This is a genomic window from Kaistia dalseonensis (assembly GCF_030814715.1).
In the GTDB taxonomy this organism is placed as follows: Bacteria; Pseudomonadota; Alphaproteobacteria; order Rhizobiales; family Kaistiaceae; genus Kaistia; species Kaistia dalseonensis.
Window position 1 is genome coordinate 688,821 of the sequence record NZ_JAUSVO010000002.1, and the last position, 16,466, is coordinate 705,286.

Below are 16,466 nucleotides of genomic sequence, written 5' to 3' on the forward strand. Positions count from 1 at the left end.
GGATGACGATCAGCATCGAGGAGCAGCAGCCGACGCGGAGCTGGGCCCGCCGCACGCGGCTCAGGCACTTGCGACGGCTGGCCTCGCGCGGCCTGCGTTCGATCGGCATCCACGCCTTTTCGAGCCTGACGCGTCGTATCATCATCCTCAACCTCGCAGCCCTGATCGTCCTCGTCTCGGGCATCCTCTATCTGAATCAGTTTCGCGCCGGCCTGATCGACGCGCGGCTGGAAAGCCTGCTGACCCAGGGCGAGATCATCGCCGGCGCGATCGCTGCCTCTGCGACCGTCGAGACGAACAACCTCTCGATCGATCCCGACAAGCTCCTGGAGCTTCAGGCCGGCGAGAGCCTCAACCCGGCCGACAGCGCCATGGAAGGCCTCGATTTCCCGATCAATCCGGAACGCGTCGCGCCGGTCCTGCGCCGCCTGATCTCGCCGACGCGCACCCGCGCCCGCATCTATGATCGCGATGGCAGCCTGGTGCTCGATTCGCGCCATCTCTATTCGCGCGGCCAGATCCTGCGCTTCGACCTGCCCTCTCCCACCGATGACGAGCCGGCGCTTTTCGACCGGGTCTGGGAGTGGATCAAGGTGCGCCTGCAGCGCGACGACCTGCCGATCTACCATGAGCTCGCCGGCGCCAATGGCAAGGGCTATCCCGAGGTCGCGACCGCGCTCGATGGCGGGCCGTCCTCGATCGTGCGCATCACGGAGCGCGGCGAACTGATCGTCTCCGTCGCCGTGCCGATCCAGCGCTATCGCTCGGTTCTCGGCGTGCTGCTGCTCTCGACGCAGGGCGGCGATATCGACGCGATCGTGCACAACGAGCGCATGGCGATCGTGCGCGTCTTCCTCGTTTCGGCCGCCGTCGTGGTCGTGCTGTCGATCCTGCTCGCGAGCACGATCGCGGCGCCGCTCCGTCGTCTCGCCGACGCCGCGGACCGGGTGAAACGCGGTGTCACCTCGCGCCCGCAGATTCCCGATTTTACATCGCGCCGGGACGAGATCGGCCATCTCTCGCTGGCGCTGCGCGAGATGACGGCGGCGCTGTTCAACAGGATCGAGGCGATCGAGAGCTTCGCCGCCGATGTCAGTCACGAACTGAAAAATCCGCTGACCTCGCTCAGGAGCGCCGTCGAGACGCTGCCGCTCGCCAAGAGCGCGGCGTCGAAGGCACGGCTGACGGAGATCATCCAGCACGACGTGCAGCGGCTCAATCGCCTGATCAGTGATATTTCAGATGCTTCGCGACTCGACGCGGAACTCGCGCGCCAGGATGCCGTCCCGGTCAATGTCGCCGGCATTATCGAGGCGGTCGTCACCATTGCGCGCGAGACGGCGCCGGCCGACGGGCCGAACATCGTGCTCGATATCGCCAAGACGGATGAGGACGATGCCTATGTCGTGCTCGGCCATGACAGCCGTCTCGGCCAGGTCTTTACCAACCTGCTCGACAATGCCCGTTCGTTCTGCCGGCCGGGTGGCACGGTCAGGGTGATGTTGCGGCGCAGCGCCGCTTCGGTCGAAGTCGTCATCGACGATGACGGCCCCGGCATTCGCGCGGAACAGGTCGAGCGCATCTTCGAGCGCTTCTATACCGATCGGCCCGAGCAGGAGGCCTTTGGCCAGAATTCCGGCCTCGGCCTTTCTATCTCGAAGCAGATCGTCGAAGCGCATCGCGGCCGCATCTGGGCGGAGAATCGCATGAAGACGAAGGCCAGCAAGGATGATGGAGCGGTCATCCTCGGGGCGCGTTTCACCGTCCGCCTGCCGGGAGCATCGAACGCATGACCGCTATCTCGCTCCCGCCCGCCACGCTTCACGCCAGCGCCGCTCGCGTCGACGGCGCGGGCGTCCTGGTACGGGGTGCTTCGGGGAGTGGCAAATCCTCGCTGGTGCTCGCCCTGCTGATGGCCGATCGCCTGACGAACCGTTTAATTTCCGACGATCGCCTCATCGTGACCGCCGAGGCCGGCCGGCTCTATGCCGCGGCGCCGGAGACCATTGCCGGATTGATCGAGATCCGCGGGCAGGGCATTGTGCGGTTGCCCTATGTTTCGCCGGAGCCGATCAGCCTCGTCGTCGATCTCGAACCGATCGAGCGCTGTCCACGCCTGCCCGGCGCGGAAGACATGGAGACGATCATCGCTGGAGCCGCTCTGCCGCGCCTGATTCTCCCGATCGGTCAAGCAGATGGCTGGATTCGCGTTCGCGCCGCGCTCGCCAGTTGGGCGGGGAATTTTCATGATCGGTAAAATTATCGCGATCCCTGTTCCGCTTTTTTCTTGCGTTGCGGCATTGTTCGGTCAAGATGGCGCCGCTTGGAGGGGCTTGGCCCTTCCGCCGGGGGAACCTGGGTCCGGATCACCACATCGCCTTATTTTTGGGGCGGTCAAGAGAACAACAGGTATTCAAAGGGCATGATCGGGCTCGTCCTTGTCACCCATGGCCAACTCGCTACCGAGTTTCGTGCCGCCCTTGAGCATGTGGTCGGCCGTCAAAGCCAGATTGAGACCATTGCGATCGGCCCCGAAGACGACATGGAGCGTCGGCGCCAGGATATTGTCGAGGCGGTTCAAAGCGTCGACGATGGCAGTGGTGTGATCCTGCTGACCGACATGTTCGGCGGCACCCCTTCCAACCTCGCCATTTCCGTCATGGAAGCCGGCCGGATCGAGGTCATCGCCGGCGTGAACCTGCCGATGCTGATCAAGCTCGCCAGCGTGCGCGTCGAGAAGCCTTTGGCCGCGGCGATTGCCGGCGCGCAGGAGGCGGGACGGAAATATATCAACGTCGCGAGCCAGGTCCTCGCGGGGCAATAGGGCGGTCCGCATCGTGAGCGCAACCGAGGCCGAGCTTTTCCAGGATCTCCCGATCATCAATCGCCGCGGCCTGCATGCGCGCGCCTCGGCGAAGTTCGTGCAATGCGCCGACGCCTTCAACGCGGAGATCACCGTGTCAAAGGACCAGAATACCGTCGGCGGCACGTCGATCATGGGCTTGATGATGCTCGCGGCCGGCATCGGCTCGTCGATCCGCGTGACCGCGACGGGACCTGAAGCCGAGGCGGCTCTGGCCGCCATCGCGAAGCTCGTCGGCGATCGCTTCGGCGAGGAAGAATAGCGCCGGGTCTCTTTGCCGGCTCCGCCATCACATAAAGATATCTTTATATCCTGATTGCCGGCTCTTTTGGTCTCCGCTATAAGCGCGACACACAAGGAAACGGAGATCAGGACAGATGGCTGCTGCGCACGATTACGTCGTCAAGGATATCGGGCTCGCCGATTGGGGCCGCAAGGAACTCGACATCGCCGAGATCGAGATGCCGGGCCTTATGAGCGTCCGCAAGGAATTCGGGCCTTCGCAGCCGTTGAAGGGCGCACGCATCGCCGGCTCGCTGCACATGACGATTCAGACCGGCGTCCTCATCGAGACGCTGAAGGCGTTGGGTGCCGATGTCCGCTGGGCCTCGTGCAACATCTATTCGACGCAGGACCATGCCGCCGCCGCGATCGCCGATGGCGGCACCCCGGTCTTCGCCATCAAGGGCGAGAGCCTCGAGGATTATTGGGAATACACCCACCGCATCTTCGAATGGGCGGATGGCGGCGTTCCCAACATGATCCTCGATGATGGCGGCGACGCCACCGTCCTCGTTCACCTTGGCCTTCGTGCCGAGAATGGCGATACCGCCTTCCTCGACAAGGCCGAGAACGAGGAGGAGGAAGTCCTCTTCGCCGCGATCAAGCGCCGCCTGAAGCACAAGCCCGGCTGGTACACGACGATCGCCAAGTCGATCCAGGGCGTGACGGAAGAGACGACCACGGGCGTGCATCGCCTCTATGAGATGCAGAAGAAGGGCACGCTGCTCTTCCCGGCCATCAATGTGAACGACTCGGTCACCAAGTCGAAGTTCGACAATCTCTATGGCTGCCGTGAATCGCTCGTCGACGGCATCCGCCGCGGCACCGATGTCATGATGGCCGGCAAGGTCGCCATGGTCGCCGGCTTCGGCGATGTCGGCAAGGGGTCGGCGGCCTCGCTCCGCAATGCCGGTTGCCGTGTCATGGTGTCGGAAGTCGATCCGATCTGCGCGCTGCAGGCGGCGATGGAAGGCTATGAAGTCGTCACCATGGAAGACGCCGCGCCCCGCGCCGACATCTTCGTCACCGCGACGGGCAATGTCGACGTCATCACGATCGACCATATCCGCGCGATGAAGGACCGGGCCATCGTCTGCAATATCGGCCATTTCGACAGCGAGATTCAGGTTGCCTCGCTGCGCAATTACAAGTGGCACAACGTCAAGCCGCAGGTCGACGAGATCGAGTTCCCCGACGGCAAGCGCGTGATCCTGCTCTCGGAGGGTCGTCTGGTGAATCTCGGCAATGCCATGGGCCATCCGAGCTTCGTCATGTCGGCCTCGTTCACGAATCAGACGCTGGCGCAGATCGAACTCTTCACCAAGCCCGGCCAGTACGAGAACAAGGTCTACACCCTGCCGAAGCACCTCGACGAGAAGGTCGCGGCGCTGCATCTCGACAAGATCGGCGTGAAGCTCACCAAGCTCTCGGAGAAGCAGTCGGCCTATATCGGCGTCGGCGAGGCTGGTCCGTTCAAGCCGGAACATTATCGTTACTGATCGAAGATTCTGTGGGCAGTGTGCCGCGCGCACTGTCTACAACCCGTCGTGCCGCCAACGGCGCATAACTCAACATGTTGATCGCTTGCAATCTTAACTGGCGATTAACCATGATTGACTGACAATCCAAGGCCATGCGGAGCCCCTTCGCATGGCCTTTTTCTCGTCGTCATCGACTTCACACACGAATCCCCGAACCGTTACATTAGGGTGATTCGCGAGATGCCGGAGTTCGTAGTCGGCGCCGAGAACGGGTCGATTTCATTACTCAGACGGCGGAAGGGCCTGTTGCATGCTTTGGCATCGCAGGAAATCGGGAGGGATTCGAGCGGGCGGACGTCCTCGCTTCCTTGTCCCCGGGCCGCGCATTTCACTTTTCGCCACGACATCCATTGCCGCCATCATTGCCTCCAGCATGCCGGCTGCTGCCGCTGAGGCGGTGCTGTTCGACGCCAATCGTATCGTGACGGTGAGTGCGCTCGTCGGCGTGCTCGGCTTCTCGCTTCTGAGCGTGATCGCGCTGCTGCGCAGCCGCAACCGGGCCGAGCATGACAATCTGGCGCTGCGGCTGCATCTGGCGGACCTCCAGGCCCGCGCCGATCGCGCGGAGGCCCTGGTCAATGCGGATGACCAGCGCCTCGTCGCCTGGAGCGCGCCGGAAGAACCGCCGCTCGTCGTCGGCCGCCTGCCGAAGCTCTGTGGTGCGCCGGAGGATCGGGCGGCCTTTCTCGCCTTCGGCACATGGCTCGTTCCCTCCGCGGCGAGCCAGCTCGATGCAGCGCTGGAACGCTTGCGCGGGCAGGGCGAGCCGTTTTCGCTTGCGCTTGAAACCAGCTCCGGCAATTTCGTCGAAGCGATCGGCCGCACGACGGGCGGTCGCGCGGTTGCGCGCTTCCGTGACCTTTCCGGTGATCGGCTGGCGCTCGCCGAGCTCGACAGCCGCCACCGTCGCCTGACGGCTGACGTCCAGGCCATGCGCGAGCTGCTGGAGGCCGCGCCGACGCCGGCCTGGATCCGTGATCGGGACGGCGGGCTCGACTGGATCAATCCGGCCTTTGCGCGGGCTGTGGAAAGCCAGAATGCCGACGAGGCCAAGGCCCGCGGCCTCGACCTGCTCGATACCGCCGGCCGCGACGCGATCCGCCAGGATCACATGCGGGCCGCCGTGGTCGCCCGTCGGCTGCCGGCCGTCGTAGCCGGCGCACGCCGCATCTTCGACGTCATCGACGTCGCCTCCGAATCGGGCAGCGCCGGCATCGCCATCGATGCGACGGAGCTGGAGACCGTACAGGCGCAGATGAAGCGGCTGATCGAGTTTCACGCCCGCACGCTCGACCAGCTCGCGACGGCCGTCGCCGTGTTCGGACCCGACCGTCGGCTGCGCTCCTATAATGCAGCGTTCCGCGATCTCTTCGGCCTCGAGGCAACCTTCCTCGATACGATGCCGGATGAGAGCGCCGTGCTGGAGCGGATGCGCGCGGCCCGCCGTCTGCCTGAGCAGGCCGATTTCAAGAGCTGGCGCAACGAACTGCTTTCCGCCTACCAGGCGCTCGATGCGCAGGAGCATTGGTGGCATCTGCCCGATGGGCAGACGCTTCGCGTCCTCGCCAACCCGCATCCGCAGGGTGGCATCACCTGGATCTACGAGAACGTTACCGAAAAGCTCGATCTCGAAAGCCGCTATAATTCGTTGATCCGCGTTCAGGGCGAAACGCTCGATCACCTCGCGGAGGGCGTTGCGGTCTTCGGTTCGGATGGACGGCTCCGGCTCGACAATCCGGCCTTCGCCCGCATCTGGAAGCTCGACCAGAAATTCCTCTCGGCGCGTCCCCATATCAACGAGATCGAGCGCGCCTGTCGCCGTCTGCATGATCGGCCCGATGCCTGGGCGCGGTTCACGGCGCTGGTCTCCGGTCTCGGCGAGGGTCGCGCCCCGACGCGCGGGCGCCTCGAACGGCTCGATGGCCGCGTGGTCGACTACGCAACCATCCCGCTGCCGAACGGGCAGACCATGGTGACCTTCGTCGATGTGACGGACACGGTGAAGGTCGAGCGCGTGCTGACCGAGCGCAATGAAGCGCTGGAGGCGGCGGACGGCCTCAAGAATGCCTTCATCCAGCATGTTTCCTATGAGCTGCGCTCGCCGCTCACCAACATCATCGGCTTCACGCAACTGCTCTCCGACGTGACCATCGGTCCGCTGAACGAGAAGCAGCGCGAATATGCCGGCTACATCCTCTCGTCGAGCGGTTCGCTTCTCGCCATCGTCAACGACATTCTCGATCTCGCCACGGTCGATGCCGGCATCATCACGCTCGAACTCGGCGAGGTGAATGTCGCCGAGACGATCGCGGCCGCGACCGAGGGCGTGCGCGATCGGCTGCAGGAGGCGAAGCTCCGCCTCGACACGCGCATATCGGCCGATCTCGGCACGCTGATCGCCGACGAAAAGCGCGTGCGCCAGATCCTCTACAATCTCTTGTCCAATGCGGTCAGTTTTTCGACGCAGGGCGGGCGGATCGAGCTCAGGGCCACCCGTCGCGGCGACATGATCGAATTCACCGTGGCCGACCAGGGCCCCGGCATTCCGCCCGAATTCATCGCGGTCGTCTTCGACCGTTTCGAGAGCCGGCCGACGGGTTCGGCCCGGGGCGGTGCGGGCCTTGGCCTCGCCATCGTCAAGAGCTTCGTCGAGCTGCACGGCGGCAGCGTGTCGATCGATTCGGAGGAAGGGCGCGGCACGATCGTGAAGGTGAGCCTTCCCATCAGCCCGACGACGCTGGCGGAAGCGGCGGAATGAGCGAGATGGCCATGCGCATGGTTCTGCCCGATGAGGCGGCGACGGTGCGCCTTGCCGAAGATATTGCGATCAAGCTCAGGGTCGGCGACGTTGTCGCGCTCCATGGCGATCTCGGCGCGGGCAAGACGACCTTCGCGCGTGCCCTCATCCGCGCTGTTGCAGGTGACCCCGCTCTTGAGGTGCCCAGCCCGACCTTCACGATTGTCCAGACCTATGCCGCGCGCCTGCCGATCGCCCATTTCGATCTCTACCGTCTCGGTTCAGCCGATGAACTGGAGGAGATCGGCTTCGATGAAGCCGTCAGCGAGAGTGTGGTGCTGGTCGAATGGCCGGAGCGCGCCGAAGGCCGCCTGCCGGCTGACCGGCTGGATATCGTCCTCGACCTCTATGAGGATGGCCGTGTCGCCTCCTTGTCCGGCGGCGGCGATTGGGCCAAGCGGCTGGATCGCACAGAGGCTCTACGGCGATTTCTCGATCGCGTCGGCTGGTTGGATTCGGAGCGGCGCCATCTACAGGGCGACGCATCCAGCCGCACCTATGAGCGGATCCGGGCACCCGACGGGCCGAGCGCGATCCTGATGGATGCGCCGGAGCAGAATCCGGGCTGGGTCGTGCGCGATGGCCGCAGCTATGACGCGGTCGCGCATCGGGCAACGAGTATCAGGCCGTTCGTCGCGGTCGGCGAGGCGCTGCGCGCGATCGGCCTCGCGGCGCCGGCCATTCTCGCCGCCGATTTGCCGGCCGGGATGCTGCTCCTCGAGGATCTGGGCTCGGTCGGCTTGCTGGACGATGGTGCCCCGATCTTCGAGCGCTACGCGCTCGCGACCGAAGTGCTCGCCCATATTCACGCGGCGCCGCGTCCGGACCGGCTGCCATTGCCGGATGGCGACATCCATCGGGTTCCGCCGTTTGATCGCGATGCCGTTGCCGTCGAGGTCGAACTGATGCCGCGCTGGTATGCGCCTCTGGTCGACCGGCCGCTGCCGCCCGAGGCAGAGGCAGCGTTCGACCACGTCTGGACCGAGCTCTTCTCCGTCTTTGACAGCGCCGAAAAGAGCTGGCTGCTTCGCGATTTCCATTCGCCGAACCTGCTCTGGCTCGAGGGGCGCAACGGGCTTCAGCGCATGGGCATCCTCGACTATCAGGATGCGATGATCGGCCCGAGCGCCTATGACGTCGCTTCGCTCGGACAGGATGTCCGCGTCGATATCGATCCGGGCTTCGAATCGGCGCTCAAGGCGCATTACGTCGCCACGCGGCTCGCCAACGGTCCTTTCGATGCGGTCGGCTTTGCAGGGGCCTATGCGATTTCCGGCGCGCAGCGCGCGACCAAGATCATGGGCGGTTTCGCTCGCCTCGCCAGTTCGGCGGGCAAGCCCCAATATCTTCGTCATATTCCGCGTATAAAGGGCTATCTGAGACGTTGTCTGGAGCATCCGGTTCTGTCTGAACTGCGGCTCTGGTATGAGAAATATCTGCCGCTCGAAGATTGAACGGGGCCCTCGCATCCGGCGACCGGGCTGTCCAGCAAGGCGGACAGAAACTGTCCGAGAATGATGTCCATGAGTTCTGATCCAATTCCGTTGAAGACCATCGCGAGACCCCGGCACGCCATGATTCTCGCTGCCGGCATCGGCAAGCGCATGCGCCCTGTGACCGCCACCGTTCCGAAACCGCTGATCGAGGTTGCCGGCCGCCCGCTGATCGACCGGGCGCTTGACCGGCTGATGGTCGCGGGCGTCGAGGAGGTGGTGGTCAACGTCCACTATCTCGCCGACCTCGTCGAAACCCATGTGAAGAAGCGCAAGACGCCCCGGGTTATCGTCTCCGACGAACGATCCGGCCTGCTCGAAACCGGCGGGGGCGTCACCAAGGCGCTGCCGCTGCTCGGCGACAAGCCGTTCTATGTGATGAATTCCGATTCCTTCTGGATCGAGGGGCCGCGCCCCAATCTCGACTGGCTCGCCGCCGGCTGGGACGACGAGCGCATGGACGCGATCCTGATGCTGGCCCCTACCGTGGCCTCGATCGGCTATTCTGGTCCCGGCGATTTCGAGATGGACAAGGAAGGTCGCCTCGCCCGCCGGGTCGAGCGGACGATTGCGCCGTTCGTCTATTCCGGCGCTGCCATCCTGTCGCCACGACTGTTCGAGGGAGCGCCCGAGGGCTCGTTCTCGCTCAATCTCCTGTTCGACAAGGCGATCGCCGCCGGCCGGCTCTACGGCATTCGCATGGACGGCATCTGGCTTCATGTCGGCACGCCCGAGGCGATCCGCGAGGCGGAGCTTTCGGTGGCCGAAAGCGCCGCCTGAGGGCGGGATAGCACGAGGCGATGGACAGAGGGACACCGCGCGTCTTTTCGATTCTGCCGGGCGCGCCGTTTCTGCCGACGCTGGTCGATGCGCTCTTCACGGGCCGTTTCGGCGCCCTGGCTGATCCGGCCGAGGATCCGCTGGCGCTCGCTGAGGTCACGATCTTCCTGCCGACCCGCCGCGCGGCGCGCGTGCTGCATGCGGCTATCCTCGAGCGTGTGGGTGGCCGCGCCGTCATCCTGCCTTCGATCAGGCCGATCGGCGATGTCGACGAGGAAGACCTTCTGCTCGAGCCGGCCGAGGATCCGGCGGCGCGACTGGTGCTTCCGCCCGCGATCTCGCAGCTCGACCGCCTGCTGGTCCTGACCCGGCTGACGCTCGCCTGGGGTCGCGCCGTGAAGCGTGACCTGCTGGCGCTTGCGCCGGATGATCCCTTGCTCGTGCCGGCCTCCGCTGCGGATGCCTTTCATCTCGCCGGAGACCTCGCCCGCCTGATCGACGATATCGAAACGTCGGGCGTCGCCTGGGACCGCCTCGCGACGCTCGTGCCGGACGATCTCGCGCGCTACTGGCAGATCACGCTCGATTTCCTGAAGATCGTCGGCGAGCAATGGCCCGCTTTCCTGGCGGAGAGCGGCCTTGCCGATCCGGCGGTGCGCCGCGATTATCTGATCCGGCAAGAGGCGGCCCGGCTTGCCGCTGCGCCGCCAACAGGCCTCGTGATCGCCGCCGGCTCGACCGGCTCGATCCCGGCCACTGCGGCGCTGCTCGCCACGATCGCGCGCCTGCCGAATGGCGCCGTCGTTCTTCCCGGTCTTGATACGATGCTGGACGATGTCGCCTGGGGCGCGATCGGCGGGCCGGATCAGCCCAAGTCCGCGCCGGGTCATCCGCAATATGGCCTGAGGCAACTGATCGCGACGATCGGTGTGGACCGCGCCGACGTCGAGCCGCTTGGGGTCGTGCCGCCCGCCGGCGCGCAACGAGCGCGGCTGATCTCGGAGGCACTGCGGCCGGCCGAGACAACCGAAGATTGGGCGAGCGCGCCGCCGGTTCCTCCTTCAGCCAGCGACGGCGTCGGCTTGATCATCGCGCGGACCGAGCAGGAAGAGGCCGTCGCGATCGCGCTGGCGCTGCGCGAGGCGGTCGAGACCGAGGGATCGACGGCTGCCTTGATCACGCCGGACCGACGACTGGCCGGCCGCGTCGCGATCGAGTTGGCGCGTTTCGGCCTTTCGAGCGATGATTCCGCCGGCCGGCCGCTGATGACGTCTCCCGCCGGCGTCTTGGCGCGACTGGTCGTGGCCGCAGCGCGATCGAACGGTGCGCCGCTCGATCTGATGGCGCTCGCCAAGCATCCGCTCGCCCGCTTCGGCCGTCCGCGCGCGCTCTGCAGGCGGGCGATCGAAATTCTGGATCTCGCCGTCTTTCGCGGGCGGCTTCTGTCTGGAGGCCTCCAGGCCCTGCCGGCAGCGGTGCTGGCGGCAAAGAAGGATGCGATCGATCCAACGCGGCGCCATGTCGCGCCGGCCGTCCGTGCCCTCTCCGAGGCCGATTGGCAGGCAGCCCAGGATCTGGCGGCGGCCATGGATGAGGCGCTCTCGCCACTCACCACGCTGATGGCGCAGCGCACGCCGGTTGATGCGGCGACGGCGATCAGGACGCTCGTGACGGCGCTGGAGCGCGTCTCTGCCGACGAGAACGGGCTTGACGATCCGCTCTGGGAGGCAGAGGCCGGCGACGCGCTCGCGACCCTGCTTGCCGGGCTCATCGGCGATCATGCGGCGGCGCTGGCCATGACGGGCGCCGAGTTCCCGGCCTTTTTCGATGCGACCATGGCCGGCATATCGGTTTCAGCCCGGCCCGGAGGCGACCCGCGCCTCTTCATCTGGGGCACGCTGGAGGCGCGGCTTCAATCGGTCGATCTGGTGGTGCTGGCGGGCCTCGATGAGGGTATCTGGCCGGCCGAGACCCGCACCGACCCGTGGCTGTCGCGTTCCATGCGCACCGATCTCGGCCTCGAAGCGCCCGAGCGGCGGCTTGGTCTTTCCGCCCATGATTTCGCCGCCGCCTTCGTCGCGCCGAAGGTTCTGCTCACCCGCGCGGAACGACGTGGTGGCACGCCGACCGTTGCCGCGCGCTGGCTGCAGAGGCTTCTCGCACGGCTGGGCAAGCCGGGGGCCAAGGCGCTGGTCGGGCGTGGATCATGTTATGTCGATTGGGCACGCAGCCTCGACCGTCTGGCGACTGTCACCCCGATTGGCCGACCGCGCCCGCAACCGCCGCTCGATGCGCGCCCGAAGCGGCTGTCTGTCACCGAGATCGAGACCCTGATCCGCGACCCCTATGCGATCTATGCCCGGCATGTCCTGAGGCTCCAGCCGCTCGATCCGGTCGATATCGTGCCGGATGTCGCGCTGCGCGGCACGTTGATCCACGACGCGCTCGGGCAGTTCATCGAGACATGGCAGGGGCCGTTCGACGCGAATGCGCTGGAAGCCCTCATGGCTGTTGGCAGGACGGTTTTCGCTCAGGTCGAGCCCTTCCTATCGGTCCATGCCCTCTGGTGGCCGCGCTTTGTCGCGATCGCCCAGTGGTTCATCGGCTGGGAGGCGAGCCGCCACGATATTGCTGCGCGGCATGCGGAGATTGGCGGCTCGTGGCCGGTCAATGAGCGTTTTCGTCTGACGGGGCGCGCTGACCGCATCGACCAGCGCCGTGACGGCACGCTGGAGATCCTCGATTTCAAGACCGGCGTACCACCTTCCGCCAAGCAGCTTTCGACCGGGCTTGCGCCGCAATTGGCGCTCGAAGTCGCCATGGCGCGGGCGGGCGCCTTCGAGGGTATCCCGGCTGGTGCCTCGGTTGCGGAACTCGGCTGGATCGGGCTCGGCCGCGTCGGCAAGGGCGAGCCATTCGCCTCCGCCATCCGCGACCTGCCGGCCGATGCGTTGGGCCAGGAGGCGGCCGAGCGGCTGGTGGCGCTCATCACAGCCTATGCCGATCCAGACCGCGCCTATATCTCGCGTGCCCGGCCCATGTTCGAGACGCGGTTCGAAAGCCCCTATGATCATCTCGCCCGCGTTCGCGAATGGGCGCTCGGCGTCGGCGAGGACGGCGAATGAGCGCGATCGTCGTCGATGCCCATACGAGAGAGACGCAGGGCAAGGCCACCGACCCGGAGGCATCCGCCTGGGTCTCGGCTAATGCGGGCTCCGGCAAGACCTACGTCCTCGCCCGTCGCGTCATCCGGCTTCTGCTCGCCGGTGCCGATCCGGGAGCTATCCTCTGTCTCACCTTCACCAAGGCCGCTGCGGCCGAGATGGCGAGCCGCGTCTTCAGCATTCTTGCCGATTGGACGACGCTCGACGATGCCGCACTTGATGCGATCCTCGCGGACTATCAGGGCGCCGCGACGAACGCGGACATGCGCATTCGCGCGCGACGGCTGTTCGCGCGAGCGCTGGAAACGCCGGGTGGGCTGAAGATCCAGACGATCCATGCCTTCTGTGAGAGGTTGCTGCATCAATTTCCCTTCGAGGCCAATGTCGCCGGCTCGTTCGAGGTGCTCGACGACCGCGCGAGCGCGATCCTGACGGAGACGGCGCAGCGCGACGTGATCGCGCGCGCGGCTTCGGGGCCCGAGACCGAGCTTGGCCGAGCCTTCGCGCGTGTGCTCGATGCAGCCAGCGACCAGGGCATCGAGGCGGCGCTCGCCGCGATCATCGGCCAGCGTGACGCGCTGCGGGAATTGACGGCCCGGGCCGGTTCATTCGCCGGAGGCCTCGCCGCGCTTCGCCGTTCGCTGGGGCTGAAGCCGGGTGAGGATTCCGCTGAGCTCAGGGCGGAGATCGTCTCCGACATGCCGTTCACGGCAGGTGAAATCGCGCAACTCGTCGAAAGGCTCGCGGCAAGCGGTGCCAACGACAAGAAGGGCGCGCTGCGGCTGGCGCCGTTCGTGACGGCGGAGACCGTCGCGGACGAGGGCGATGCCTGGCTTTCATTCCTGATGACCGGCGACGGCAAGAAGATGCGCGAGGTTTCGAGCCTCGCCGCCAAGGCGATCCGTGATGGGTGGCCGGGGCTGGAGGAGCGGCTGCTGGACGAGCGCGAGCGCATTGCGGACCTGCTCGACCGGATAGCCGCTGCCGAAGCCTTTGCCGCGACAGAAGCCTTGCTGACCTTGGGCGATGCCGTCGTCGCGGCCTATGAGCGGGCGAAGCACGCCCGGGGTGCACTCGATTTTCAGGATCTGGTCGTCAAGACGGCCTATCTGCTGTCGCGGTCCGAGGCGTCGGCCTGGGTCCACTACAAGCTCGATCGCGGGCTCGAACATATTCTCGTCGATGAGGCGCAGGACACCAGCCCGCGCCAATGGCAGGTCATCACCGGGCTCGCCGAAGAGTTCTTTGCCGGCGTCGCCGCCCGCGCCACCCCGCGCACCTTCTTCGCTGTGGGCGATGAGAAGCAGTCGATCTATTCGTTCCAGGGTGCCGTACCGGCCTGGTTTGCCCGTCAGCGCGCGCGGATCGGCCAGCAGGCGGCCGACGTCGAGGCTCGGTTCGACGCGCTTGAACTGAACCTCTCCTTCCGGTCGACCGCCGATGTGCTCGGCGCGGTCGATCGTGTTTTCAGCGCGCCGGATGCCCATCGCGGCCTGACGCAGGATCCACAGCCGACGGTGCATGTCGCGGCGCGCCGGGGTGATCCCGGCCGTGTCACGGTCTGGCCCCTTATCGCGGCCGAGAAGACACCCGAGCCCGAGGATTGGCATACGCCGCTCGACAGGCTGGATGAGAAGAGCCCGGAGGTGCGTCTCGCAGAGCGGATTGCCCGCACGATCAAGGGCTGGACGGATCGGGGCGAGACGATCGACGCGACCGGCAGGAAGATCCGTCCCGGCAACATATTGATCCTCACGCGCAAGCGCGGCGCACAGACCGACGCGATCAATCGCGCGCTGAAAGCCGCGGGGCTTGCGGTGGCCGGTGCCGATCGACTCGCGCTCGGCAGCCACATCGCCGTGCTCGATCTGCTCGCCGTTGCCGACATCGTGCTGCAGCCCCGCGATGATCTGGCGCTCGCCGCGCTCTTGAAGAGCCCGCTGGTCGGCCTCGGCGAAGAGCAGCTGTTCGACCTCGCGCATGGCCGGAGTGGCACGCTCTGGCGGGCGGTCGCGGACGCCGATGCGCCCGAAATTGCCGCAGCGGCAGCGCTCCTGGCCGAATGGCGCGACCGGGCCGACTTCATGAGCCCCTATGCCTTCTTCGCCCGCATATTGGGGCCGGATGGCGGCAGGCGGCGTCTCATTGCGCGGCTCGGTCCCGAGGCGGATGACGTCCTCGACGAGTTCCTGGCGCAAGCGCTGGCGCATGAGCAGACCGAGGTGCCGTCTCTCCAGGGCTTCGCCGCCTGGATGCGGGAGGCTGCGACCGAGATCAAGCGCGACGCCGATCTCGCTCGTGACGAGATTCGCGTCATGACGGTCCACGGTGCCAAGGGTCTCGAAGCGGAGATTGTCTTTCTCGTCGATACCGGCTCCAAGCCGGTTCACGCCAGCCATGATCCGAAGATCGTGGCGCTGGCTGATGATCCGGACGACTCGGAGGGCGCGCCGCTGGTCTGGGTCGCCCCCGGGGCGCGCCGCCCCGCGGCCGTCGAGACGGCGCTCGCAACGCTGCGCGACAAGGCGCGGGAGGAATACAGGCGGCTGCTCTATGTCGGGCTGACGCGCGCGCGCGACCGCCTGATCGTCTGCGGCACGGCCAAGGCCAATCTGGGTGGCGAGCGGATCTGGCACGATCTCGTCCAGTCGGCTCTCGAGGTCGACGGTCACAGGGTCGAGGTGACGCTCGGCGATGATGTCTTCGAAAGCCTCGAATGGCGCATCGGTACGACATCGACGGCGGTGCCCGCACTCGAGGAGCAACCCGAAGTCACAGCCGCCACGGCCCTGCCAGCTTGGCTCGGGCGCCTGCCGCCGGAGCCGGCAAAGGTGATGCGCCGGTTGACGCCGTCGACGGCTGTCGGCTTTGCCGAAGCCGAGCCGGCATTTCCCCCGGTGACCGCGCTCGATGCCCGGCTCGATCCGATGGCCAAGTCGGCGCTCGATCGGGGACGATTGGTGCATCGGCTGCTGCAGGCCTTGCCCGATCATCCACCGGAGGCCCGTCTCGATGTCGCGGTGTCCTATCTCGACGCCGTCGTGCCCGACTGGCCCGCCGCCATGCGCGAGGCACTCGCCGACAGCGTTCTCGGTGTCATCCATTCTGGTGATTTTGCTCCGCTCTTCGGACCCGGAAGCCGTGCCGAGGTGCCGATCGCCGGTGTCGTCGAGACGCGCAGCGGACCGGCTTCGGTCTCGGGCCGCATCGACCGGCTCGTCGTGAGCCACGGACGGGTGATGATCGTCGACTACAAAACAAACCGTCCCGCGCCGACCACGCTGGAGGCGGTGCCGGAAACCTATTTCGCCCAGCTTGCGCTCTACCGCGCCATCCTGCGCGCGCTTTATCCCGACCTTCCGATCGAGACGGCGCTGCTCTGGACAGAGGTTCCGACGCTGATGCCGATACCGGGCGAATGGCTCGACGAGAGACTCGCGGCCATAGTGGCGGCATGAGAATCGGCGGTGCCGAATGAGCAACCCATGGTAGATTGCTCCGTCGCGTCAGATCGACGAGCGGAGGGGAAACATGAGGATAGCTGCC

The 16,466-nt window shown here is 66.1% G+C and carries 10 protein-coding genes; all 10 read left to right on the forward strand.

The genetic code is table 11. The features are described 5' to 3' along the window. Positions 1-2 precede the first annotated feature (2 nt). The gene (locus tag QO014_RS09400; protein ID WP_266348419.1) at positions 3-1,793 is read left to right on the forward strand and encodes a sensor histidine kinase; all 1,791 of its coding nucleotides are present in this window, start codon (positions 3-5) and stop codon (positions 1,791-1,793) included. Further along, complete coding sequence (locus QO014_RS09405) at positions 1,790-2,257, forward strand: HPr kinase/phosphorylase (RefSeq protein WP_266348420.1); 468 nt, start codon at positions 1,790-1,792, stop codon at positions 2,255-2,257. The genes QO014_RS09400 and QO014_RS09405 overlap by 4 nt, the downstream gene beginning before the upstream one ends. 165 nt (positions 2,258-2,422) lie before the next feature. Then, positions 2,423-2,824: a PTS sugar transporter subunit IIA gene (locus QO014_RS09410; protein ID WP_266348624.1), complete on the forward strand. Its 402-nt coding sequence runs from the start codon at positions 2,423-2,425 to the stop codon at positions 2,822-2,824. A 13-nt stretch (positions 2,825-2,837) separates the two neighbouring features. Further along, positions 2,838-3,125, forward strand: a complete 288-nt coding sequence (locus tag QO014_RS09415; protein WP_266348421.1) for an HPr family phosphocarrier protein — start codon at positions 2,838-2,840, stop codon at positions 3,123-3,125. 115 nt (positions 3,126-3,240) lie between these two features. Further along, positions 3,241-4,644, forward strand: coding sequence for an adenosylhomocysteinase (ahcY, locus tag QO014_RS09420; protein WP_266348422.1), 1,404 nt, complete (start codon positions 3,241-3,243; stop codon positions 4,642-4,644). A gap of 415 nt (positions 4,645-5,059) precedes the next feature. Further along, entirely contained in the window at positions 5,060-7,444 is a 2,385-nt protein-coding gene (locus tag QO014_RS09425) for a sensor histidine kinase (RefSeq protein WP_266348423.1), read from the forward strand. After that, complete coding sequence (gene tsaE / locus QO014_RS09430; protein WP_266348424.1) at positions 7,441-8,937, forward strand: tRNA (adenosine(37)-N6)-threonylcarbamoyltransferase complex ATPase subunit type 1 TsaE; 1,497 nt, start codon at positions 7,441-7,443, stop codon at positions 8,935-8,937. The genes QO014_RS09425 and tsaE overlap by 4 nt, the downstream gene beginning before the upstream one ends. Positions 8,938-9,006: 69 nt before the next feature. Then, a complete protein-coding gene (locus QO014_RS09435; protein ID WP_266348425.1) occupies positions 9,007-9,756 on the forward strand; it encodes a nucleotidyltransferase family protein in 750 nt (249 codons plus the stop codon). A gap of 20 nt (positions 9,757-9,776) precedes the next feature. Beyond that, positions 9,777-12,881, forward strand: coding sequence for a double-strand break repair protein AddB (gene addB, locus QO014_RS09440; protein ID WP_266348426.1), 3,105 nt, complete (start codon positions 9,777-9,779; stop codon positions 12,879-12,881). Continuing rightward, on the forward strand, positions 12,878-16,378 hold the full coding sequence (addA, locus tag QO014_RS09445; protein WP_266348427.1) for a double-strand break repair helicase AddA: 3,501 nt from the start codon (positions 12,878-12,880) through the stop codon (positions 16,376-16,378). The genes addB and addA overlap by 4 nt, the downstream gene beginning before the upstream one ends. Positions 16,379-16,466: the final 88 nt, after the last annotated feature.